The following is a 20,473-nucleotide window of genomic DNA, read 5'->3' as shown; positions in this document are numbered from 1 at the left end:
CCGTGATGAAATCAGCACTTTCCCCATCGACAGTTCGAGGGATCAGACAAAAAGACTTGAAAAACCGATTTTCAAGGCATTTTCAAGACCATCTGTGGATAAGTCTCTGCATATCTCTTGTGCGGAATGGGGATAGGTCAAAAGTTCTTCACATGTCTATTTTCTATCCACCATCTGTTCTTTTGCTATACAAGACTTGCCAAGCGGTTATGAATTTCGTAAACCCATGATTTGATTTTGGTTTACCGGGTTATCCACAGAAAAGCGGTCCTGTTAACTACTACTACTATTTATATATATAACCTATTAATTTAAAAACCAAACTCACGTTATTCTCGGGAAAACGTAAAAATTCCTTTCAAACAACATCAATCAGGACCAGACATCCTGCAACAAGGCGAACACCGCACTGATTGCCGGTTCACTCTTACGTTTCTCAAGAGAAATAAAAGAGAGCTCGGTCGACAAATCCACCGCATCGGCAATCACCAGGCCATGGGCATGCGCCTGACTGAGAGCGATTGACTCCCGTGCCAGCGATAGCCCGACGCCGGATTTCACCAGATCCAGCATGGAAGATTCCTGATCGACCAGCGCAACTGCATTGGGCGTGAGCTTGTATTGGGCAAAAACCCGGTTTAGCAGACGGTGATGCGCGGACTCCGGCGGCGTCCAGATCCAGGGAAGTTGTGCCAACTCCTTCCAGCCCTTGCCGGCAACCCGGCTTTTCCAACCGGCTGGCGCAATGACGTTGTAGGTGAAATGAGTCAACGTCAGGCTATGGAAGCCTTTGCCCGGCGAACCGAGAAAAAAGCCGACATCCAGCTCCCCGGCTTTGACTTGCTGAAGTACCGAACCCGACATATGGTGTTGAAGACGTGTGGATAGCTGTGGATGACGTTCCACCAGCAATTTGAGGAAAGCGCCGAGACGGATGAATTCCGGATCCAGGATAGTGCCGATGGCCAGTGTGCCAATCAGGTTGCCGGCGCTGCTGTGCAAGGCATTGGCATGTTGATGGAATTCTTGCAGGGTGTGCAGAACCCGTTCCGCGACCGGGAGCAGTTTGCTGCCTTCGTTGGTGAGTTTCATGCCTGCGCTGGTGCGCGTGAACAGGGTGAGATTCAGTCTTTCCTGCAGCAATTTGATTTGCAGGCTGACGGCAGGCTGGGTGACATGAAGAGTTTCTGCGGCGCGTGTCAGGTTGCCTTCCTGAGCAACCGCAACAAAAGCACGTAATTGTGTGAAATCCATGATTAAGTTTGATTAAAAGTCGTCAACTGTCATTAGCGGTAGATTTTAATAATGCATTGATTATCAGTTATTTTTATATTGCTATTGATAATAACTGATTGGATTCATTTCATTCGAGGCTATATTCTTCTAAAACCAAACAAATAAGCCATTTTCAGCAATCTCCAGGCCAACTATATTCATTGATCACCAAAGGGATACTTATGACTGCCGCATCTTCCACCATTCAGCATTACATCAACGGCCGCGTCACTCCGTCCGAAAGCGGGCGTCAGCAAGACGTGTTCAATCCTGCGACCGGCGAGGTGTCGGCCAAGGTGGTGCTGGCGTCGACCGCTGAAGTCAATGCTGCCGTTGCCGCTGCGAGCGCTGCTGCTCCGGCCTGGGCTGAGACTGCCCCGCTGAAGCGTGCGCGCGTGCTGTTCAAGTTCAAGGAACTGATAGAGCAGCATCATGACGATTTGGCTGCGGCGATCACGCGTGAACATGGCAAGGTGTTTTCCGATGCCAAGGGTGAAGTCACACGCGGTCTGGAAATCGTCGAATTCGCCTGCGGCGTGCCGCAACTGTTGAAGACGCAATTCACCGACAACATCGGCGGCGGCATCGACAACTGGAATCTGCGTCAGCCGCTGGGTGTGACGGCCGGTATCACGCCGTTCAATTTCCCGGTGATGGTACCGCTGTGGATGGCGCCGCTGGCGATTGCGACCGGCAACAGTTTTATCCTGAAGCCTTCCGAGCGCGATCCGTCGCCGTCGCTGATGCTGGCCGATCTGTTCAAGCGCGCCGGGTTGCCGGACGGTGTGTTCAACGTGGTTCAGGGCGACAAGGTCGCGGTTGACGCGTTGTTGCAGCATCCGGAAGTGCAGGCAATATCGTTCGTCGGTTCGACGCCGATTGCCGAATACATCTACAGCGAAGCCACCAAGCGCGCCGGCACCTATCCGCTGCGCGCGCAGGCGTTGGGCGGCGCCAAGAATCATCTGGTGGTGATGCCGGATGCGAATCTGGAACAGGCGGTCGATGCATTGATCGGCGCCGCTTACGGTTCCGCCGGCGAACGCTGCATGGCGATTTCGGTGGCGGTGGCGGTCGGCAGCGTGGCCGACAAGCTGGTCGAAGCGCTGATCCCGCGCGTGAAGGCGTTGAAGATCAAGAATGGCATGGAAGCTGACGCTGAGATGGGCCCGCTGGTGACTGCTGCCCACAAGGCTAAAGTGGAAGGCTATATCGACGACGGCGTGAAAGCCGGCGCCAAGCTGCTGGTAGACGGTCGCGGCGTCAGCGTGCCGGGTCATGAAAACGGTTTCTTCGTCGGCGGCACTTTGTTCGACAACGTCACACCGGACATGAAGATCTACAAGGAAGAAATTTTCGGGCCGGTGCTGTGCGTGGTGCGCGTGCCGGACTTTGCCGAAGCAGTGCGTCTGATCAATGCACATGAATACGGCAACGGCGTGTCGCTGTTCACTGCCGACGGCAATACTGCGCATGAATTTTCGCGTCGCATCCAGGTCGGCATGGTGGGTATCAACGTGCCGATTCCGGTGCCGATGGCGTGGCACTCGTTTGGCGGCTGGAAGCGCTCGTTGTTTGGCGATACGCACGCTTACGGTGAAGAGGGGATCAAGTTCTACACACGTTATAAATCGATCATGCAGCGCTGGTCGGCTACTATCGGTAAGGGCGCGGAATTTACGATGCCGGTGGCGAAGTAAGCAAAGACGATTGAGACCACCACTCACTGTCGTCCAGCAAATGCTGGGACCTAGTGCCGTATTGTCGGCTGAACAGTTGTACGTAGCGCGACGCGACGCTGAGTCCTGACTTTCGTCAGGACGACAGAATTAAACGGTATCAGACAAAAAATAACGGAGACAGCAGCATGGAGTCAGCAGGTAAATACGATTACATCATCGTCGGCGGCGGCACGGCTGGTTGCGTGCTGGCCAACCGGCTCAGCCACGATCGCGGCGTCAAGGTATTGCTGATCGAGGCCGGCGCCAAGGATGATTACCTGTGGATTCACATTCCGGTCGGCTATCTGTATTGCATCAATAATCCCCGTACTGACTGGCTGTATCGCACGGAAGCCGATGTCGGCCTTAACGGCCGCAGTCTGATTTATCCGCGCGGCAAAGTGCTGGGCGGCTGCTCGTCGATTAACGGCATGATTTACATGCGCGGTCAGGAACGCGACTACAACGAGTGGGCGCAACTGACCGGTGACGACAGCTGGCGCTGGGATCAGGTGCTGCCGCTGTTCAAGAAGAGCGAAGATCACTACAAAGGCGGCGATCAGTTTCATGGCGCCGGCGGCGAGTGGCGTGTGGAAAAGCAGCGCCTGTCGTGGAAAATCCTCGATGCTTTCCGTGATGCGGCGGCGGAAGTCGGCATTCCCAAGATCGATGACTTCAACCGTGGCGACAACGAAGGCAGTTCCTACTTCGATGTGAATCAAAAACGCGGCATTCGCTGGAACGCCTCCAAGGCGTTTTTGAAACCGGCGATGAAAACCGGCAATCTGGAAATCATGACCGGTTCGCACGTCAAACGCCTGCGCATCGGGCAAGGTGAAAATGGCCCGGTCTGCCTCGGCGTCGAGTTCTCCGGCGGCGGCAAGGAATGGTATGCCGAATCGGCATGTGAAACGATCCTGGCTGCCGGTGCGGTCGGCTCGCCGCACATCCTGCAATTGTCGGGCATCGGTCCTGCGAACTTGCTGCAGCAGCATCAGATTCCGGTGGTCAAAGACCTGGCCGGCGTTGGCGAGAACCTGCAGGATCATTTGCAGATCCGCACGGCGTTCAAGGTCAAGGGCGTGAAGACGCTCAACATGATGGCCAACAACTGGTTCGGCAAAATGAAGATCGGCATGGAATACGCGCTGTTCCAGAGCGGACCGATGTCGATGGCGCCGTCGCAGCTGGGTGTGTTCGCGAAGTCAGACGCGTCGCAAGCCAGCGCCAACCTTGAATATCACGTGCAGCCGCTGTCGCTGGAAAAATTCGGCGATCCGCTGCATCCTTTCCCGGCGTTCACCGCCAGCGTGTGCAATCTGCGTCCGACCTCGCGCGGACATATCCGACTGGGTTCCGGCGACGGCACGCTGGCGCCGAAGATCACCCTGAATTACCTCAGCACCGAGCAAGACCGCAAGGTCGCGGCGGATTCGCTCAAGCTCACGCGCAAGATCGCCGCAGCGCCTGCCTTGCGAAAGTACCAACCCGACGAATGCAAGCCCGGGGTGGAATACCAGTCTGAGGAAGAGTTATACAAAGCCGCCGGCGAAATCGGCACGACCATCTTCCATCCGGTGGGCACCTGCAAGATGGGGCGCGCCGACGATGCACTGGCCGTCGTCGACAGCGAATTGCGCGTGCGCGGCGTCGCCGGACTGCGCGTGGTAGACGCTTCCGTGATGCCTACCATCACATCCGGTAATACCAATTCTCCCACCGTCATGATTGCTGAAAAGACAGCAGAACTGATCAGAAAAGCGCGCAAGAATTAAATATTTCGAGCTTTGCCCAATACGGTACTTATACGTATTGTAGTAATGGTACGACTCGGCTACTATGCGCCAGATATTAAAAAAATAAGACTCTCGCACAAGGCCTGACGACAGGTGTTCAGGCCCTAAAAAGAGTAGTTGCCGATGTCAGAAGCGTCGCGTAACTTACTAAGCGGCCATGCAGTTATAAAGACGCATGGTATTCACGGGAAGAATGAGAAGAGACAAGAAGAGACACTATGACAGATGTCATTCTGGAGACAAAAAACCTGACGAAGGAATTCAAGGGTTTTACAGCAGTCAGTAAAGTCAACCTGCAAGTCCAGCGCGGGCATATCCATGCGCTGATCGGACCGAATGGCGCCGGCAAAACGACTTGCTTCAATTTGCTGACCAAATTCCTGGTGCCGACTTCGGGCCAGATCTTATTCAATGGCAAGGACATCACGATGGATGCGCCGGCGCAGATTGCGCGTCAGGGCATCATTCGTTCCTTCCAGATTTCCGCCGTGTTTCCTCACCTGAGCGTGATGGAAAACGTGCGCATCGGTTTGCAGCGCACGTTGGGTACTTCCTTCCATTTCTGGAAGAACGGCGACAGCCTGAAGCAGCTCAATGACCGCGCCATGGCCTTGCTCGAAGAAGTCGATCTGACCAGCTTCGCCGATACCATCACTGTCGATTTGCCCTACGGCCGCAAGCGTGCGCTGGAGATCGCCACGACCCTGGCGATGGAACCGGAACTGATGCTGCTCGATGAGCCGACCCAGGGCATGGGCCACGAAGACGTCGACCGCGTGACTGCACTGATCAAAAAGGTCTCGGCCGGCCGCACCATTCTGATGGTTGAACACAACATGAACGTGATTTCCGGCATTTGCGACCGCATCAGCGTATTGCAGCGCGGCGCGGTGCTGGCCGAAGGCACGTATGACCAGGTATCGAAGAACCCGCAAGTGATGGAAGCCTATATGGGCACGACATCGGGCGCGCTGGAAGGAGCTCACTGATGAACACGGCAACCCTGCAACAAGGCGGCGTGGCATCCACTGGCGGCGGCACACCCGCGCTGGCGATTTCCGATCTGCAAGCCTGGTACGGCGAATCGCACATTCTGCACAACGTCAACCTGACCGTAAACAAGGGCGAAGTGGTGACGCTGCTGGGCCGCAACGGCGCCGGCCGCACCACCACCTTGCGTTCCATCATGGGTCTGGTCGGTGCACGCAAAGGTTCGATCAAGATCAACGGCAATGAAACCATCGCCATGCCGACCCACAAGATCGCGCATCAAGGCGTGGGTTATTGCCCGGAAGAGCGCGGCATCTTTTCGTCGCTGTCGGCGGAAGAAAACCTGATGCTGCCGCCCTTCGTGTCGAAGACCGACAAAGGCATGTCGATCGAAGAGATCTACGACATGTTCCCCAATCTGAAAGAGCGCCGCAACAGCCAGGGCACACGCTTGTCCGGCGGCGAACAGCAAATGCTGGCGGTGGCGCGCATCCTGCGCACCGGCGCGCGCCTGCTGTTGCTCGACGAGATTTCCGAAGGCCTTGCGCCGGTCATCGTGCAAGCACTTGCGCGCATGATCCTGATGCTCAAGTCCAAGGGCTACACCATCGTGATGGTGGAACAGAATTTCCGTTTTGCGGCGCCGCTGGCGGACCGTTTTTATGTGATGGAACACGGTCAGATCGTTGAGTCGTTTGCCGCTGCAGAATTGCAGTCGAAGACGCAGAAGCTCAACGAATTGCTGGGCGTGTAAGTCCGGACGGTCGGGACATATCGGGCTTCATTCGCAGCAACACGGATTCTGAAGAGTCGGCTTAAAGAGTCAGATTAATCAGCAAGTCATAAAAAGAATGCACCATGAGTTCCATCGGTGCGACGGGTAGTCACGTAGTCGGTGGCGCAATGCGCGATCGATGAGTTACGTAACAACTTCAGCAGCAAAGTCAGCAACAACTTCGGGCAGCAAGCGAACGTTATAACAAAGGAGATGGAAATGAAATTGAAGACAATGTCACTCGCCGTATCGACTGCGGCAGCAGCGTTCGCTTTGGCAGCATCGGCGCCGGCTTCGGCGCAGATCTCCGGCGACGTGATCAAGATCGGTTTCATCACCGATATTTCCGGCGTCTATTCGGACATCGACGGCCAGGGCGGCGCAGAAGCGATCAAGTTCGCTATCGCCGACATGGGCGGATCGATCAACGGCAAGAAGATCGAACTGGTCGTTGCCGATCATCAGAACAAGGCTGACGTTGCCGCCAGCAAGTCGCGCGAATGGTTCGACCAGCAGGGCGTCGACGTCCTGATCGGCGGCACCAATTCCGGCACCGCGCTGGCAATGGCGAAAGTCGCCAACGAAAAGAAAAAGGTCTTCATTGAAAACGGCGCCGGTTCGGCTCGCCTGACCAATGAAGAATGCTCGCCTTACACCGTTCACTACGCTTACGACACTGTGGCGCTGGCCAAGGGCACAGGTTCTGCAGTCGTCAAGCAAGGCGGCAAGAGCTGGTTCTTCCTGACCGCCGACTATGCGTTCGGTCACTCGCTGGAAGCGGATACCAGCACCGTCGTCAAGGCATCGGGCGGCACCGTCGTGGGTTCAGTCAAGCATCCGCTGGGCGCATCCGACTTCTCGTCCTTCCTGCTGCAAGCACAAACTTCCAAGGCCCAGATCATCGGCCTGGCAAATGCCGGCGGCGACTTCATCAATTCGGTGAAGGCAGCCAACGAATTCGGCATTACCAAGACTGCCAAGCTGGCCGGCCTGCTGGTGTTCATCAACGACGTGCACTCGCTGACGCCGAAGCTGACCCAGGGCATGTACCTGACCGACAGCTGGTACTGGGATACCAACGACGAGACCCGCAAGTTCGCCAAGCGCTACTTCGAAAAGCAAAAGAAGATGCCTTCGAGCCTGCAAGCTGCCGACTATTCCTCCGCGCTGCAATACCTGCAAGCTGTGAAGGCTGCCGGTTCGGATGATGCCGACAAGGTCATGGCGCAACTGCGCAAGATGAAGTTCAACGACGTGTTCCAGAAGAACGGTTATCTGCGCGCCGACGGCCGCGTGGTCCACGATATGTATTTGTACCAGGTCAAGACACCGGCCGAATCCAAGTACCCATGGGACTACTACAAGCTGGTGCAAACCATTCCTGGCGAACAGGCATGGACCACCAAGGCTGAATCCAAGTGCTCCGCCTGGAAATAAGTCTTCAGTAAATCTGGCTACTAAACGCAATTAAACGCAATTTGAGATCTGTCATTTCTGTTTAATCAGGAATGACAGATTTTTCATGTTGCCCACGTTGCACTTGATAAGCCGGAAGCGCATGGTTCACTCAGACGAGTATCCAGGCGACATCCGGTCAATCAGAATGAATGAGTTTCTATGGAATTATTCGGCATACCCCTGCAAGCCTTGTTGAGCCAGCTGCTGCTGGGCCTCGTGAACGGCTCGTTCTACGCGATGCTGTCGCTGGGACTGGCGGTCATTTTCGGCCTGCTCAACGTGATCAACTTTGCACACGGCACCTTGTACATGCTCGGCGCGTTCGCCGCGTGGATAGGGTTGACCTACTTCGGGATCAATTACTGGCTGATGCTGATTCTGGCGCCGCTGATCGTGGGCCTGTTCGGCATCATCATCGAAAAGACCATGCTGCGCTGGCTCTACAAACTGGACCACCTGTACGGTCTGCTGCTGACCTTCGGCATCACGCTGATGGTCGAAGGCATCTTCCGCTCGATCTACGGCGTCTCCGGACAGCCGTATTCGGTCCCTGACGCGTTGCAAGGCGCAACCAACCTCGGGTTCATGGTCTTGCCGAATTATCGCGCCTGGGTCGTTCTGGCGTCTGTGGTGGTGTGTTTCTCGACCTGGTTCGTGATCGAGAAGACCCGTCTGGGCGCTTACCTGCGCGCCGGTACCGAGAATCCAAAACTGGTGGAAGCCTTCGGTATCAACGTACCGCTGATGGTCACCCTGACGTATGGCTTCGGCGTGGCATTGGCGGCGTTTGCCGGCGTGCTGGCCGCACCGGTGATTCAGGTGTCGCCGCTGATGGGCTCCAACCTGATCATCGTCGTGTTCGCGGTGGTGGTGATCGGCGGCATGGGTTCCATCCTCGGCTCGATCGTCACCGGTCTGGGCCTGGGCGTGATCGAAGGCCTGACCCGCGTGTTCTATCCTGAATTGTCGGCAACCGTTGTGTTCATCATCATGGCCATCGTCCTGATGATTCGTCCTGCCGGTCTGTTCGGTAAAGAGAAATAAGGCGACGACATGACTAATGCGATGAATAATCCAATGAGCAAGAAATTCTTTTACGCCGTGTTGCTGATCCTGGCGCTGGCGGCGCCGTTCGGTCTGTATCCGGTGTTCCTGATGAAGATGCTGTGCTTTGCCTTGTTTGCATGCGCCTTCAATCTGCTGATCGGCTACACCGGCTTGCTGTCCTTCGGCCACGCCGCGTTCTTCGGCGGCGCCGGTTACGTTGCCGGCCAGGCGATCAAGGCCTGGGGCGTACCGCCTGAAATCGGCCTGATCCTGGGTACTGCCACCGGCGCACTGATCGGTCTGGTGATGGGTCTGCTGGCGATTCGCCGTCAGGGCATTTATTTCACCATGATCACGCTGGCGCTGGCGCAGATGCTGTTCTTCGTAGCGCTGCAGGCACCGTTCACCGGCGGCGAAGACGGCTTGCAAGGCATCCCGCGCGGCAAGCTGCTGGGCTTTATCGATCTGTCGAGCGACATGACTTTGTACTACGTCGTGCTGGCGATCGCGATTGCCGGTTTTGCGCTGATCGTGCGCACCATCAGCTCGCCGTTCGGCCAGGTGCTGAAGGCGATCAAGGAAAACGAACCGCGCGCCATCTCGCTGGGCTATGACGTCGACCGCTACAAGCTGCTGGCTTTCGTGCTGTCGGCAGCGCTGACAGGTCTTGCCGGCTCGACCAAGGCGCTGGTGCTGGGCTTTGAAACGCTGACCGACGTGCACTGGAGCATGTCCGGTCTGGTCGTGCTGATGACGCTGGTTGGCGGCCTGGGCACCATCATCGGTCCTATCGTCGGCGCCGTGATCATCATCATGCTGGAAAACAAGCTGGGCGATATCGGCAACTGGCTGGCTACGGTGACCCATATCGAATGGTTCAATACCCTGGGCGACTCGGTGACCATCGTGACCGGCTTCATCTTCATCGTTTGCGTGCTGGCCTTCCGCCGCGGCATCGTCGGTGAAATCCTGAACCTGATGGGGAAGCGTTCGCCGACTGCATCGCACTAGTAGTTTGGCTCAGGCCGGTTTGCCGGCCAGGGTAACTGCAGCAATCACTGCCGCCGCACAGTTCAGACTGTCCGGTGGCAGTTTTCATTTGACGCCGGCCGGTTTGCTTGTACAGTGTCGCCACGCGCAATCATGCAGCAAATGTATTTTCGGAGAATTGAATGGCAGTGCCCCAGACCGACGAGCAGATAGAGATTTTGAAGTGTCACGCCCAGATCGTCATGATCGAAGCGGTTGCCGGCTCGGGTAAAACCACCACGCTGGCGATGCTGGTGAAGCAGGCGCTGACAAGAGGGCTAGGTGCGCATCAGATCCAATGCCTGTGTTTTTCGGAAGGGGCAAACAAGCGTTTCCGCGAAAAGCTGTACGAGGAAGGCGTCACCAGACCGGTGCCGCTGAATACGGTGGAGGCGTATGCGCGCGAATGTCTGGCGCAGCTGGGCGAAGCGCTGGCGCTGGAAAAAACACGTTACTACGCGTCGGACGAAGAACTGCGCCCGCATCTGGTGGCGGCGGCAAACAGCGTGCTGGCGCGCTATGAAGCGAGAGAAGGGCGGATCGACAACGGCTTCGATTTTTCTTTCGAGAAAAACAGTGCCAATGCCGAGGAAATGTTTTCTTTGCTTTACCGTTTTAAAGCCAGTCTGGCCTCGCATCGTTTCCATGACGAAGAGCTGGATTACGATGATCTGGATCAACTGGCAACGCAGTTCGGTACGCAAATTGAAGCGGTCGAAATCGGCATCGCTTACGAGCGGCAGCGGCAGACTTACCCCGGTGAATACAAATGGCGCAGTGCCGCCGATCTGGTGCCGGACCTGGTTGAGCTGCTGAGCAATCACCCGTCCGCGCTGGAGATTCTCCCGGTTAAAGGTTTGTATCTGATCGATGAATGGCACGATATCAACGCAGCTGAATTCCGCTTGCTGCAATTGTTGCTAAGAGGAAATAAATTGGTTGCGGTCGGTGATCGTTATCAAATTATTAACTCTGCGCGTGGTGCGGATATCGTCTATTCCACCGCGGGTTTTGAGATGGCCTTTCCGAATGCGCAGTACCTGCCGCTGGGGAAATCCTATCGTTTCGGGACTTCGCTGTCCAAGCTGGCGCAGCGGCTGACGGCGCGCAAATGTGCTTCGCATGAAGATCTGTACACGGAGATCAAGCGCCTGACTTATGACCCGACTTTGTCCGGAGATTGCGCCGCGAAAGTGGCGCAGCAGGTGCAAGCCCTGGTGAAGGCGCGGGCCGACACGCGTTATTCCGACATCGCGATCATCGTGCGCGAGCCGGACCAGACCATCGAGATCGAAAACCTGCTGCTTGATCAAAACATCCCGTACTACTGCGACGACATCGAGTCTTACCTCCATCGTCCTGAAATTCTGATGCTGCGCGGTCTGCTGCACATGGCGAGTAATTCGTTCGCGACGCTGCAAGGCGACAAGGAAAGCATCAAGCGCATGGTCATGGGATTTTCTCTGTACCTGCCGGTTGGGGAGTCGTCCGAAAACTGGGAGCGCGGCTACTTTGCCGAAGGCAGCTGGTTCGAGGAAGCGCAACGGATGATTGCGGAACAGCCGAATGCGCTCAAGGATTTTTTCGAAGCCGTACTGTGCAAGCCACGCGATGCCGACGATGACATGACGCTGCGCTGGAAGCAGCGCTTCACGGATGTAGTGGAAGAGTTGCAGAAGCTGAACAAGGAGAGTACGGCAGCAGAGTTGCTCAACTTCGCCAATCGCCATCTGTCGCTGGTCGATGCCACCAGCCGTGCCTTCATCAATCGCAGCCGCGCGACGTCGGCTGCCAAGTCGATCCAGACCTTTATCGCTTTTGCCTCACGCCACCCGGAGATGAACGCGGCCGACTTCCTCGCCGAACTGCATCGCCGCCAGCAAAAGGTGAGCAAGAACCGGAACGCCATCCAGTCGCGCCGGCAATTGACGCTGACGACGATCCAGGCAGCGAAAGGGCGGCAGTGGCCACATGTGCTGGTGCCTTATCTGCAGCAGCACGAATTCCCCCGGCTGCGCGATATCGCCGAGGAGGTCCGCCATTTTTATGTTGCCATGACGCGGGCTATCTCCAGTCTGTCCTTGTTCGAACCTGATGACGAGCATGCAGAGCAACGCAGTGTGTTGATGAATCGGGTGCGCAAGTAGTAGGGCGCAAGAGCGTCATGGGAGTAGAGAAGCGGGAGCCGCAGGAGTAAAATGCTTGTCGCTCTGACAGTGCGGCCGGCAGGTTTCGCTGCGATATGTCGGGGCCGAACCAGCAAGCAGTTCCCTTCTCCCGTTTAGCGAAAGCCTCCGATGTCGTTGTTTTCCCCGTGCTGTATCTTCACGCAGGCAGGTCGTTATGTCTGATCTTTTGCCTGTTCTCTTTTCCAATTATGTGATTCTCTGCATCGGCGCATTCGTCGCCGGACTGGTAGATGCAGTGGTCGGCGGTGGCGGGCTGGTGCTGATCCCGACCTTGTTCTCGGTCTTTCCTAATGTCGCACCGGCGACGCTGCTCGGGACCAACAAGGTGGCCGGCGTCATGGGCACCAGCGCGGCGGCGATCAATTTCGCCCGCAAGGTCCGTATCCATTGGGCGGCAGCGGCACCTGCCGCGCTGGCGGCGTTTGCCTTGTCCTTTACGGGGGCCTATCTGGTCACGCACGTGCCGACCGACATGATGCGCAAGGCTTTGCCTTTCGTGCTGCTGGCGGTTGCGATCTATACCCTGAAGAAGAAAGACTTCGGCCAGCACCATGCGCCGCTGTTGTCGGGAAGCAAGGAAAAACTCTATGCCATTCTGGTGGGTGCCGGGGTGGGGTTCTATGACGGCTTGTTTGGACCGGGTACCGGCAGCTTCTTCGTGTTCCTGTTTGTGCGTATCTTTGGCTATGATTTCCTGCGCGCATCGGCTGTGTCGAAGGTGGTGAACATCGCCACCAATCTGGCGGCCCTGGTCTGGTTCTCCTACAGCGGTCACGTGATCTGGCAACTGGGTCTGTTAATGGCGGTCTTTAATATCGGCGGCTCGCTGGTTGGTACACGTCTGGCGATGAAACATGGCAGCAGCTTTGTCCGCAAACTTTTCCTGTTCGTGGTGAGTGCCCTGATTTTGAAGACAGGATATGACGCGTTTTTGAAGTAGGGCAGGATAGATTTCGGCGATTGTTTCACGTGAAACAATCACCGAAGAATATCAGGAGATAAAAAAGGGAGGCTGAGGCCTCCCTTTTTATTTGTCAAAAAAACCTTCGATCAATCGCCAACAGTCATTGTCCATCCATATCGGCAACCCAAATTGTTTCACGTGAAACAAAAAGCGTGACTAAAAAGGGAATAACCGGGGTGGGGTCTGATACCCATCCGAAAAAGACTTTATAATCTCGCCTCTGTTCACCGTCTCCACGAGGCGCATTATGCTATTTCCCACACAATTTGATGTCATCGTCGTCGGCGGCGGTCACGCCGGAACCGAAGCTGCTTTGGCATCTGCCCGCATGGGGCAAACCACATTGCTGTTGACGCACAACATCGAGACCCTCGGTCAGATGTCCTGCAATCCTTCCATCGGCGGCATCGGCAAGGGCCATCTGGTCAAGGAAGTCGATGCCATGGGCGGGGCGATGGCGATTGCAACCGATGAGGCGGGTATTCAATTCCGCATCCTGAATTCGTCCAAGGGCCCGGCTGTCCGCGCCACGCGCGCCCAGGCTGACCGCATTCTGTACAAGCAAGCGATCCGTTCGCGTCTGGAAAATCAGCCGAATCTGTGGCTGTTCCAGCAGGCTGTGGACGATCTGATGGTTGAGGGCGACCGCGTGATCGGCGCCGTGACGCAGGCCGGGATCAAGTTTGCGGGCAGGGCGGTGGTGCTGACTGCCGGTACTTTCCTCGACGGGAAGATCCACGTCGGCCTCAATAACTATTCCGCCGGCCGTGCCGGTGACCCGCCAGCGATCTCTTTGTCGGCACGTTTGAAAGAACTCAAGCTGCCGCAAGGCCGTCTGAAAACCGGGACGCCGCCGCGTATCGACGGCCGCAGCATCGATTTTTCCGTGCTGGAAGAACAGCCGGGCGACTTCGATCCGATCCCGGTGTTCTCGGTCATGGGTAATGTCGGCATGCATCCGGCACAAATGCCGTGCTGGATTACCCATACCAACACCCAGACCCACGACATCATTCGCGCCGGCCTGGATCGCAGCCCGATGTACACCGGCGTGATCGAAGGCGTCGGTCCACGCTACTGCCCGTCGATTGAAGACAAGATCCACCGCTTCTCGGGCAAGGATTCGCACCAGATCTATCTGGAACCGGAAGGCCTGACCACCAACGAGTTCTACCCCAACGGCATCTCCACCAGCCTGCCGTTCGACGTGCAGCTGGCGCTGGTGCGCTCGATGCGCGGCATGGAAAATGCTCACATCCTGCGTCCGGGCTACGCCATCGAATACGATTACTTCGATCCGCGTGGCCTCAAGTCGTCGCTGGAAACCCGGCAGATTCAGGGCTTGTTCTTCGCCGGCCAGATCAATGGCACCACCGGTTACGAAGAAGCGGCGGCGCAAGGTATGCTGGCCGGCCTCAACGCCGCGTTGCAAACACAGGGCCGCGACTCCTGGACACCGCGCCGCGACGAGGCTTATCTTGGCGTGCTGGTCGATGATCTGATTACCCAGGGCGTGCAAGAGCCTTACCGTATGTTCACCAGCCGCGCCGAATATCGCCTGAGTCTGCGTGAAGACAACGCCGACCTGCGCCTGACTGAAATCGGCCGTCAGCTGGGCTGCGTCGGCGACGCTCAATGGGAAATGTTCGAGAAAAAACGCGAGGCTGTTGCACGTGAAATGGAGCGCCTGAAATCCACCTGGGTGAATCCGCGCATCCTCGCCGATGTCGAAGCCGAACGCGTTCTGGGCAAAGCCATCGAGCGGGAATACAACCTGGTCGATCTGCTGCGCCGTCCGAATGTCACCTACGACAGCCTGATGACCCTGACCGGCACCGACGGTCAATCGCTCGCCGGACCCGGCGTCGCCGATGATCCGGTGCGGGAACAGATCGAGATACAGATCAAGTACGCGGGCTACATCGATCGCCAGGCCAAGGAAATCGGCCGTCAGGAACACAACGAAAGCATGAAGCTGCCAGCCGATCTCGACTACATGGACGTCAAAGCCCTGTCGATCGAAGTGCGCCAGAAGCTCAACAAGCACAAGCCGGAAACCCTCGGCCAGGCGTCGCGGATTTCCGGCGTGACGCCGGCGGCGCTGTCCTTGTTGCTGGTCCACCTGAAAAAAGGCGGCCTGAAAAATGCCGCTGATCAGGCCGGGACTCCGGACTCCGACAACCACAATCAGGCGGCCTGAGTATTTTGAACACGACAACAACAGACTCCAAACTGGCCGACACCCTGAGCGCGGGCGCTGAAGCTCTCGGCCTGGCGCTCAGCGCCGGTCAGCAGCAAAAACTGCTGGCCTACCTCGCCCTCATGGCGAAGTGGAACCGCACCTATAACCTGACCGCCCTGCGTGATCCGGCGCAGATGATGACGCATCACCTGTTGGACTCGCTGGCCGTGGTCAAGGCCTTCGACGGCGCCACCAATGTGTTGGACGTCGGCGCCGGCGGCGGCTTGCCGGGCATCGTGCTGGCAATCTGGGCGGCCGAGGCGCAGCCGGGCATGCGCGTCTCGATGATCGATACGGTGCACAAGAAAACCGCTTTTTTGACACAGGCCAAGGCCGAGTTGCAATTAGGCAATGTATCTGTCTACACGGCGCGTGTTGAACAGTTGCAGGTTGAGCAACTGTTCGATGTGATTACTTCGCGCGCTTTTGCGGAACTCAACGACTTCGTTAACTGGTCGAACCATCTGTTACAGCCCGGCGGCCATTACATTGCTCTCAAAGGCGTGATGCCGCAGGATGAAATTGCCCGTCTTCCGGATGGATGGAAAGTCGCCAGAACCGAAGCCTTGCAGGTACCCGGTCTGGACGCCGAACGTCATCTGATCTTCATCGAAAGGTCTTGAATGAACACCCAGCTTGCCCGCCGTTTGCTCTCTTCCCTGACGCTGGTCTGCGCCGCCGCCGCTCCCGTGGCCGCGTTGCCGGTGACCAATGCCATGGCGCAGGAAGTCGTCACCGTACCGTCGGTGGATCTCAAACGCTACGTCGGCAAGTGGTATGAAATTGCGCGTTTTCCCAATAGCTTCCAGAAAAAATGCATCGCCAACGTGACCGCGGAATACCGCGCACGCGCCGACGGCGATATCGACGTCATCAACCGCTGCAAGGTGGAGGGCGGCGTACTGGATCAGGCCGACGGTCTGGCGCGCGTGGTCAAGGATGGCGAAGGCAGCAACAACGCCAGGCTGCAGGTGCGCTTTGCGCCGGCATGGCTGGCATGGTTCCCGCTGGTGTGGGGCGACTACTGGATCATCGACCTGGATCCGGATTATTCCATCGCCACCGTCGGCACGCCGTCGCGCGACTATCTGTGGATCCTGGCGCGCAAGCCGGCGCTGTCGACTGCAGAATATGAGGCGGCGGTGAACAACGCCACCAAGCAGGGATTCGATACGTCGAAGCTGGTCAAGACGCCGCAACAGTAAAAGCAGTACGGGTTACTACAGACGACTATCGCGCACAAAAGAAAACGTAAAGACAACGAGGAGACATCATGCAAGCACTGTTTCACACCATGGGCATCACCGACGTCTGGCAGCTGGTCGCAGCGACCGTGGTGTTTCTGATGCTGCCGGGACCGGGCACCTTCTGCGTGCTGACGTGTTCAGCCAAGCATGGTTTGCGCGGCGGCTTTGCGGCGATCGCCGGACTGATGCTGGGCGATATCGTGCTGATGTTTCTGGCGGCGATCGGCGTGGCGGCTTTGCTGCACGCAAATCCCTTGCTGTTCAAGGGAATGCAATATATCGGCGCCGCGTATCTTGCTTATCTCGGCGCGCGCCTGCTGTTCGCCAAGGAAGAGGGCGGATCATCGGTGGTGCCGTTTTCGAACATGGCGGATTTCCGCCGCGGCTTTTTCGTCACGCTCATGAATCCCAAGGCCATCGTGTTTTACATGGCGTTTTTCCCGCTGTTCATCGATCCGGCGACGCAGCAGGGCGCAGCGACTTTCCTCACCATGGGCGCGGTAATTTGCACTTGCACCCTGATCTATGGCAGTCTGCTGGTCCTGGTGGGAAATGCGGCAGCAAAACGCCTGGCGCGCAATCGCACGATCGCTACATTGGCGTCGCGCGCGGCCGGCATTTTTCTGATCGGCTTCGGCATCAAGTTAAGTACAAACTGAGCATCTGAACCAGCATTGCATCAACCCTGAGCACCAACGGAACATTCACTAAAAAGAACCTATGGCTAAAATCTTTTGCGTTGCGAATCAAAAAGGCGGCGTCGGAAAAACCACCACAGCAGTCAATCTCGCCGCCGGTCTGGCGCAGCACAATCAGCGCGTGCTGCTGGCCGACCTCGATCCGCAAGGCAATGCGACCATGGGTTCCGGCATCAACAAGGCCGAGCTGCAAGGTTCGATTTATGAAGTCCTGCTCGGCATGTCCGACATCAAGAGCGTGCGCAAGCGCTCCGAAAGCGGCAACTTCGACGTGCTGCCCGCCAACCGCGAACTGGCCGGCGCCGAAGTCGAAATGGTCGAACTCGACAACCGCGAGAAGCGCCTCAAGGATGCCTTCGCCGCCGTCGCCGACGACTACGACTTCATCCTCATCGATTGCCCGCCCGCGTTGTCGCTGCTGACCCTGAACGGCCTGTGCTCGGCGCATGGCGTGGTGATCCCGATGCAGTGCGAATACTATGCGCTGGAAGGTCTGTCCGATCTCGTCAACACCATCAAGAAAGTGCACGCCAAGCTCAATCCCGATCTCAAGATCATCGGTTTGCTGCGCGTGATGTTTGACCCGCGCATGACGCTGTCGCAACAGGTTTCCGATCAGCTCGAACAGCATTTCGGCGACAAGGTTTTCAAGACTGTCATCCCGCGCAATGTGCGTCTGGCGGAAGCGCCGTCCTACGGCATGCCGGGTGTCAATTTCGACGCCGCATCGAAGGGCGCGCAGGCGTACATCGCGTTCGGCGCCGAAATGGTCGAACGCATCAAGACGCTGTAATCGTTATAAACGATATAAATAATTTTAGTAATCAGTAATTCAGAAACAGGTAGGTAACCAAGATGGCAACCAAAAAATCAAAAGGCCTCGGCCGCGGTCTCGACGCATTGCTCGGCGGATCTTCCGACATGACCGAAGACGAGCCGGTGGTCGCTGGTTCGCCATCGGTGATGCCGGTCACGGATCTGCAGGCCGGCAAATATCAGCCGCGCAGCCGCATGGACGAAGGCGCGCTCAACGAGCTTGCCGCATCGATCAAGGAACAAGGCCTGCTGCAACCTATCCTGATCCGCTCCATCGGCCAGAACAACGGCAAGGACATCTACGAAATCATCGCCGGCGAACGCCGCTTCCGTGCTGCCAAGATTGCCGGCTTGACCGAAGTACCGGTGCTGGTGAAGAACGTCGACGATCAGACCACCGCCGCCATGGCGCTGATCGAAAACATGCAGCGCGAAGATCTGAATCCGCTGGAAGAAGCGCAAGGTATCCATCGCCTCATCACCGATTTCAACTTCACGCATGAACAAGCTGCGGTTGCAGTCGGCCGTTCCCGCAGCGCAGTGTCGAACTTGCTGCGTTTGCTGAATCTTGCCAAGCCGGTGCAGACCATGCTGATGGCCGGCGATATCGACATGGGCCATGCGCGTGCTTTGCTGGCCGTTGATTCCGCCACGCAGATCAATCTGGCGAACCAGATTGTCGCCAAGCGCATGTCGGTGCGCGAAGCCGAAAAACTCGTCGTGCGCACGACTGCCGAACAAGCGGCATCGAACAAACCACGCGACGGCGGCAAGGAAAAATCGCGCGACATCGCGCGCCTGGAAGAAGAATTGTCCGACATCCTCGCCACACAAGTGTCGATCAAGACCGGCGCCAAGAACAAGGGCCAGCTCATCATCAGCTTCGCCGGCCTTGACGCGCTTGACGGCGTGATCGCACGTTTGCGCGGCGAAGCGGTAGAGCAGTAAAGCAGAGGCAGTAAGTTGTAGCAGTAACGCAGACCGATGCGGACCGGCATGGTTGCCGGCCGCAATTTGCAGCGCTCTTTACCTCGATGCCGCCATCGCAGTATCCACCCCATCTACATCATTCAGTCCACCTGCAGAAAAATTGTCGCGGTACTGCTGGGCACTGATGCCCAGCCGCCGCTGAAACACCACGCGCATATGGCTCGCATCGCGGAAACCGCAACGGTAGGCCACCGTCTTCAGCGGCGCCGCTGAACTCTCCAGTATCACGCGCGCCGCGTCGACGCGCGCGCTCTCGATGAATTCCGCCGGCGTCATCCGCGCATCGCGGGCAAACACACGCGCGAAATTGCGCGGACTGCTGGAGACCACTTTCGCCAGCACGTCGACACTAAGCTTGTCCTGCAGATGTGCGCGCACGTAATGTTGCACCTGGCCGACCAGCGACATCTCTTCGGCGTAGGGCGTGAGGTAAGGGCTGAACTGCGATTGCCCGCCGCTGCGCTGCATGAAGACGACCAGCCGCTTGGCGACATTGAGCGCGACTTCCTGTCCCATGTCTTCCGCCAGCAACGCCAGCGACAGATCAATGCCGGCGGTCACGCCGGCCGACGTCACCAGTTTGCCGTCGCGCAGATAAATGCGATCGGCGTCGACTTCGACATCCGGAAAATCACGCGCCAGCGCGGCGGCGTCATTCCAATGCGTGGTGACACGCTTGCCATTCAGCAGTCCCGCATGCGCGAGTAAGAACGCGCCGTTGCAAATCGAACCATGCCGTCCGGCGCGCCGGGCGGCCTGCACCAGCCAGTCGCTCAGCGCAGCGTCGCGCGCATGCTGCGGCAAGGCCGGCCCTCCCGCCACCAGCAGCAGATCGACGGCGTCGTTAGTCTCGCTGTAATGCCGATGCGGCACGATCTGCATGCCGTTGGAACAGGCGATCGCTTCGCGCGTGCTGCCGACGACTTGCAAGTGATAGTGCTGCTGCGGCAGCAGGAAGCGGTTGGCTTCGGCGAACACATCCAGCGGGCCGGAAACATCCAGCGCCTGAACTCCGGGAAACACCAGCAGGGCGACAGTAGGCATGGCAGTGAATGAGCAACGACGGTGATTGAAGACAAGAGATCGACTGATGCCATCATAGCGCCGTCTTCGCCGGCGAGCCGGCATTGCCATCTTCGTGGCAGAAAAACGTCGCAGGATGGCTGTCAACGCGTCCTTGCGGCACTGTCTTTGTTGTGCGCCGCCGTCGATAATTTTCTCCATCGGGGACGTGCA

Annotated in this window: 17 protein-coding genes; 15 read left to right on the top strand and 2 right to left on the bottom strand. The window is 57.4% G+C overall.

The annotated features are described in order from the left end of the window. Positions 1-372: 372 nt before the first annotated feature. Positions 373-1,254 carry a LysR family transcriptional regulator gene (locus AC1RN6_RS20295; RefSeq protein ID WP_493007237.1) on the bottom strand — a complete coding sequence of 294 codons (882 nt, stop codon included), beginning with the start codon at positions 1,252-1,254 and terminating at the stop codon, positions 373-375. A 203-nt stretch (positions 1,255-1,457) separates the two neighbouring features. Between AC1RN6_RS20295 and AC1RN6_RS20290 the strand changes: the two genes are divergently transcribed. The 15 genes from AC1RN6_RS20290 (at position 1,458) to AC1RN6_RS20220 (ending at position 19,195) form a co-directional block, all read left to right on the top strand. Then, positions 1,458-2,975 (top strand): CoA-acylating methylmalonate-semialdehyde dehydrogenase, encoded by a 1,518-nt coding sequence (locus AC1RN6_RS20290; protein ID WP_493007236.1) that lies wholly within the window; start codon positions 1,458-1,460, stop codon positions 2,973-2,975. Positions 2,976-3,142: 167 nt separating this feature from the next. Then, positions 3,143-4,771 carry a GMC family oxidoreductase gene (locus tag AC1RN6_RS20285; protein WP_493007235.1) on the top strand — a complete coding sequence of 543 codons (1,629 nt, stop codon included), beginning with the start codon at positions 3,143-3,145 and terminating at the stop codon, positions 4,769-4,771. 239 nt (positions 4,772-5,010) lie between these two features. Further along, entirely contained in the window at positions 5,011-5,781 is a 771-nt protein-coding gene (locus AC1RN6_RS20280; protein WP_050479124.1) for an ABC transporter ATP-binding protein, read from the top strand. After that, complete coding sequence (locus AC1RN6_RS20275) at positions 5,781-6,536, top strand: ABC transporter ATP-binding protein (protein ID WP_493007234.1); 756 nt, start codon at positions 5,781-5,783, stop codon at positions 6,534-6,536. Before AC1RN6_RS20280 ends, AC1RN6_RS20275 begins: the two co-directional genes overlap by 1 nt. 240 nt (positions 6,537-6,776) lie before the next feature. Next, positions 6,777-7,994 (top strand): ABC transporter substrate-binding protein, encoded by a 1,218-nt coding sequence (locus AC1RN6_RS20270; protein WP_493007233.1) that lies wholly within the window; start codon positions 6,777-6,779, stop codon positions 7,992-7,994. Between the two features lie 180 nt (positions 7,995-8,174). Beyond that, positions 8,175-9,059: a branched-chain amino acid ABC transporter permease gene (locus AC1RN6_RS20265; RefSeq protein ID WP_094565988.1), complete on the top strand. Its 885-nt coding sequence runs from the start codon at positions 8,175-8,177 to the stop codon at positions 9,057-9,059. A gap of 33 nt (positions 9,060-9,092) precedes the next feature. Further along, positions 9,093-10,073 carry a branched-chain amino acid ABC transporter permease gene (locus AC1RN6_RS20260; protein ID WP_493007231.1) on the top strand — a complete coding sequence of 327 codons (981 nt, stop codon included), beginning with the start codon at positions 9,093-9,095 and terminating at the stop codon, positions 10,071-10,073. A gap of 161 nt (positions 10,074-10,234) precedes the next feature. Continuing rightward, a complete protein-coding gene (locus tag AC1RN6_RS20255) occupies positions 10,235-12,238 on the top strand; it encodes a 3'-5' exonuclease (protein ID WP_493007230.1) in 2,004 nt (667 codons plus the stop codon). 196 nt (positions 12,239-12,434) lie between these two features. Continuing rightward, entirely contained in the window at positions 12,435-13,220 is a 786-nt protein-coding gene (locus AC1RN6_RS20250) for a sulfite exporter TauE/SafE family protein (RefSeq protein ID WP_493007229.1), read from the top strand. Positions 13,221-13,491: 271 nt separating this feature from the next. Beyond that, on the top strand, positions 13,492-15,444 hold the full coding sequence (mnmG, locus tag AC1RN6_RS20245; protein ID WP_493007228.1) for a tRNA uridine-5-carboxymethylaminomethyl(34) synthesis enzyme MnmG: 1,953 nt from the start codon (positions 13,492-13,494) through the stop codon (positions 15,442-15,444). Positions 15,445-15,449: 5 nt separating this feature from the next. Continuing rightward, positions 15,450-16,109 (top strand): 16S rRNA (guanine(527)-N(7))-methyltransferase RsmG, encoded by a 660-nt coding sequence (gene rsmG / locus AC1RN6_RS20240; RefSeq protein ID WP_493007227.1) that lies wholly within the window; start codon positions 15,450-15,452, stop codon positions 16,107-16,109. Beyond that, entirely contained in the window at positions 16,110-16,691 is a 582-nt protein-coding gene (locus AC1RN6_RS20235; protein WP_493007226.1) for a lipocalin family protein, read from the top strand. Between the two features lie 68 nt (positions 16,692-16,759). Continuing rightward, positions 16,760-17,392: a leucine efflux protein LeuE gene (gene leuE / locus AC1RN6_RS20230; RefSeq protein ID WP_493007224.1), complete on the top strand. Its 633-nt coding sequence runs from the start codon at positions 16,760-16,762 to the stop codon at positions 17,390-17,392. A 61-nt stretch (positions 17,393-17,453) separates the two neighbouring features. Beyond that, the gene (locus tag AC1RN6_RS20225; RefSeq protein WP_050479115.1) at positions 17,454-18,224 is read left to right on the top strand and encodes a ParA family protein; all 771 of its coding nucleotides are present in this window, start codon (positions 17,454-17,456) and stop codon (positions 18,222-18,224) included. Between the two features lie 62 nt (positions 18,225-18,286). Continuing rightward, on the top strand, positions 18,287-19,195 hold the full coding sequence (locus tag AC1RN6_RS20220; protein ID WP_094565980.1) for a ParB/RepB/Spo0J family partition protein: 909 nt from the start codon (positions 18,287-18,289) through the stop codon (positions 19,193-19,195). A 78-nt stretch (positions 19,196-19,273) separates the two neighbouring features. Here AC1RN6_RS20220 and AC1RN6_RS20215 read toward each other — a convergent pair whose 3' ends face one another. Beyond that, positions 19,274-20,281, bottom strand: a complete 1,008-nt coding sequence (locus AC1RN6_RS20215) for a GlxA family transcriptional regulator (protein WP_493007223.1) — start codon at positions 20,279-20,281, stop codon at positions 19,274-19,276. Between the last annotated feature and the right edge of the window lie 192 nt (positions 20,282-20,473).

This window comes from Herbaspirillum sp. GW822-FHT03A08, assembly GCF_058801885.1.
This window is presented reverse-complemented; position numbering and strand designations above follow the sequence as displayed.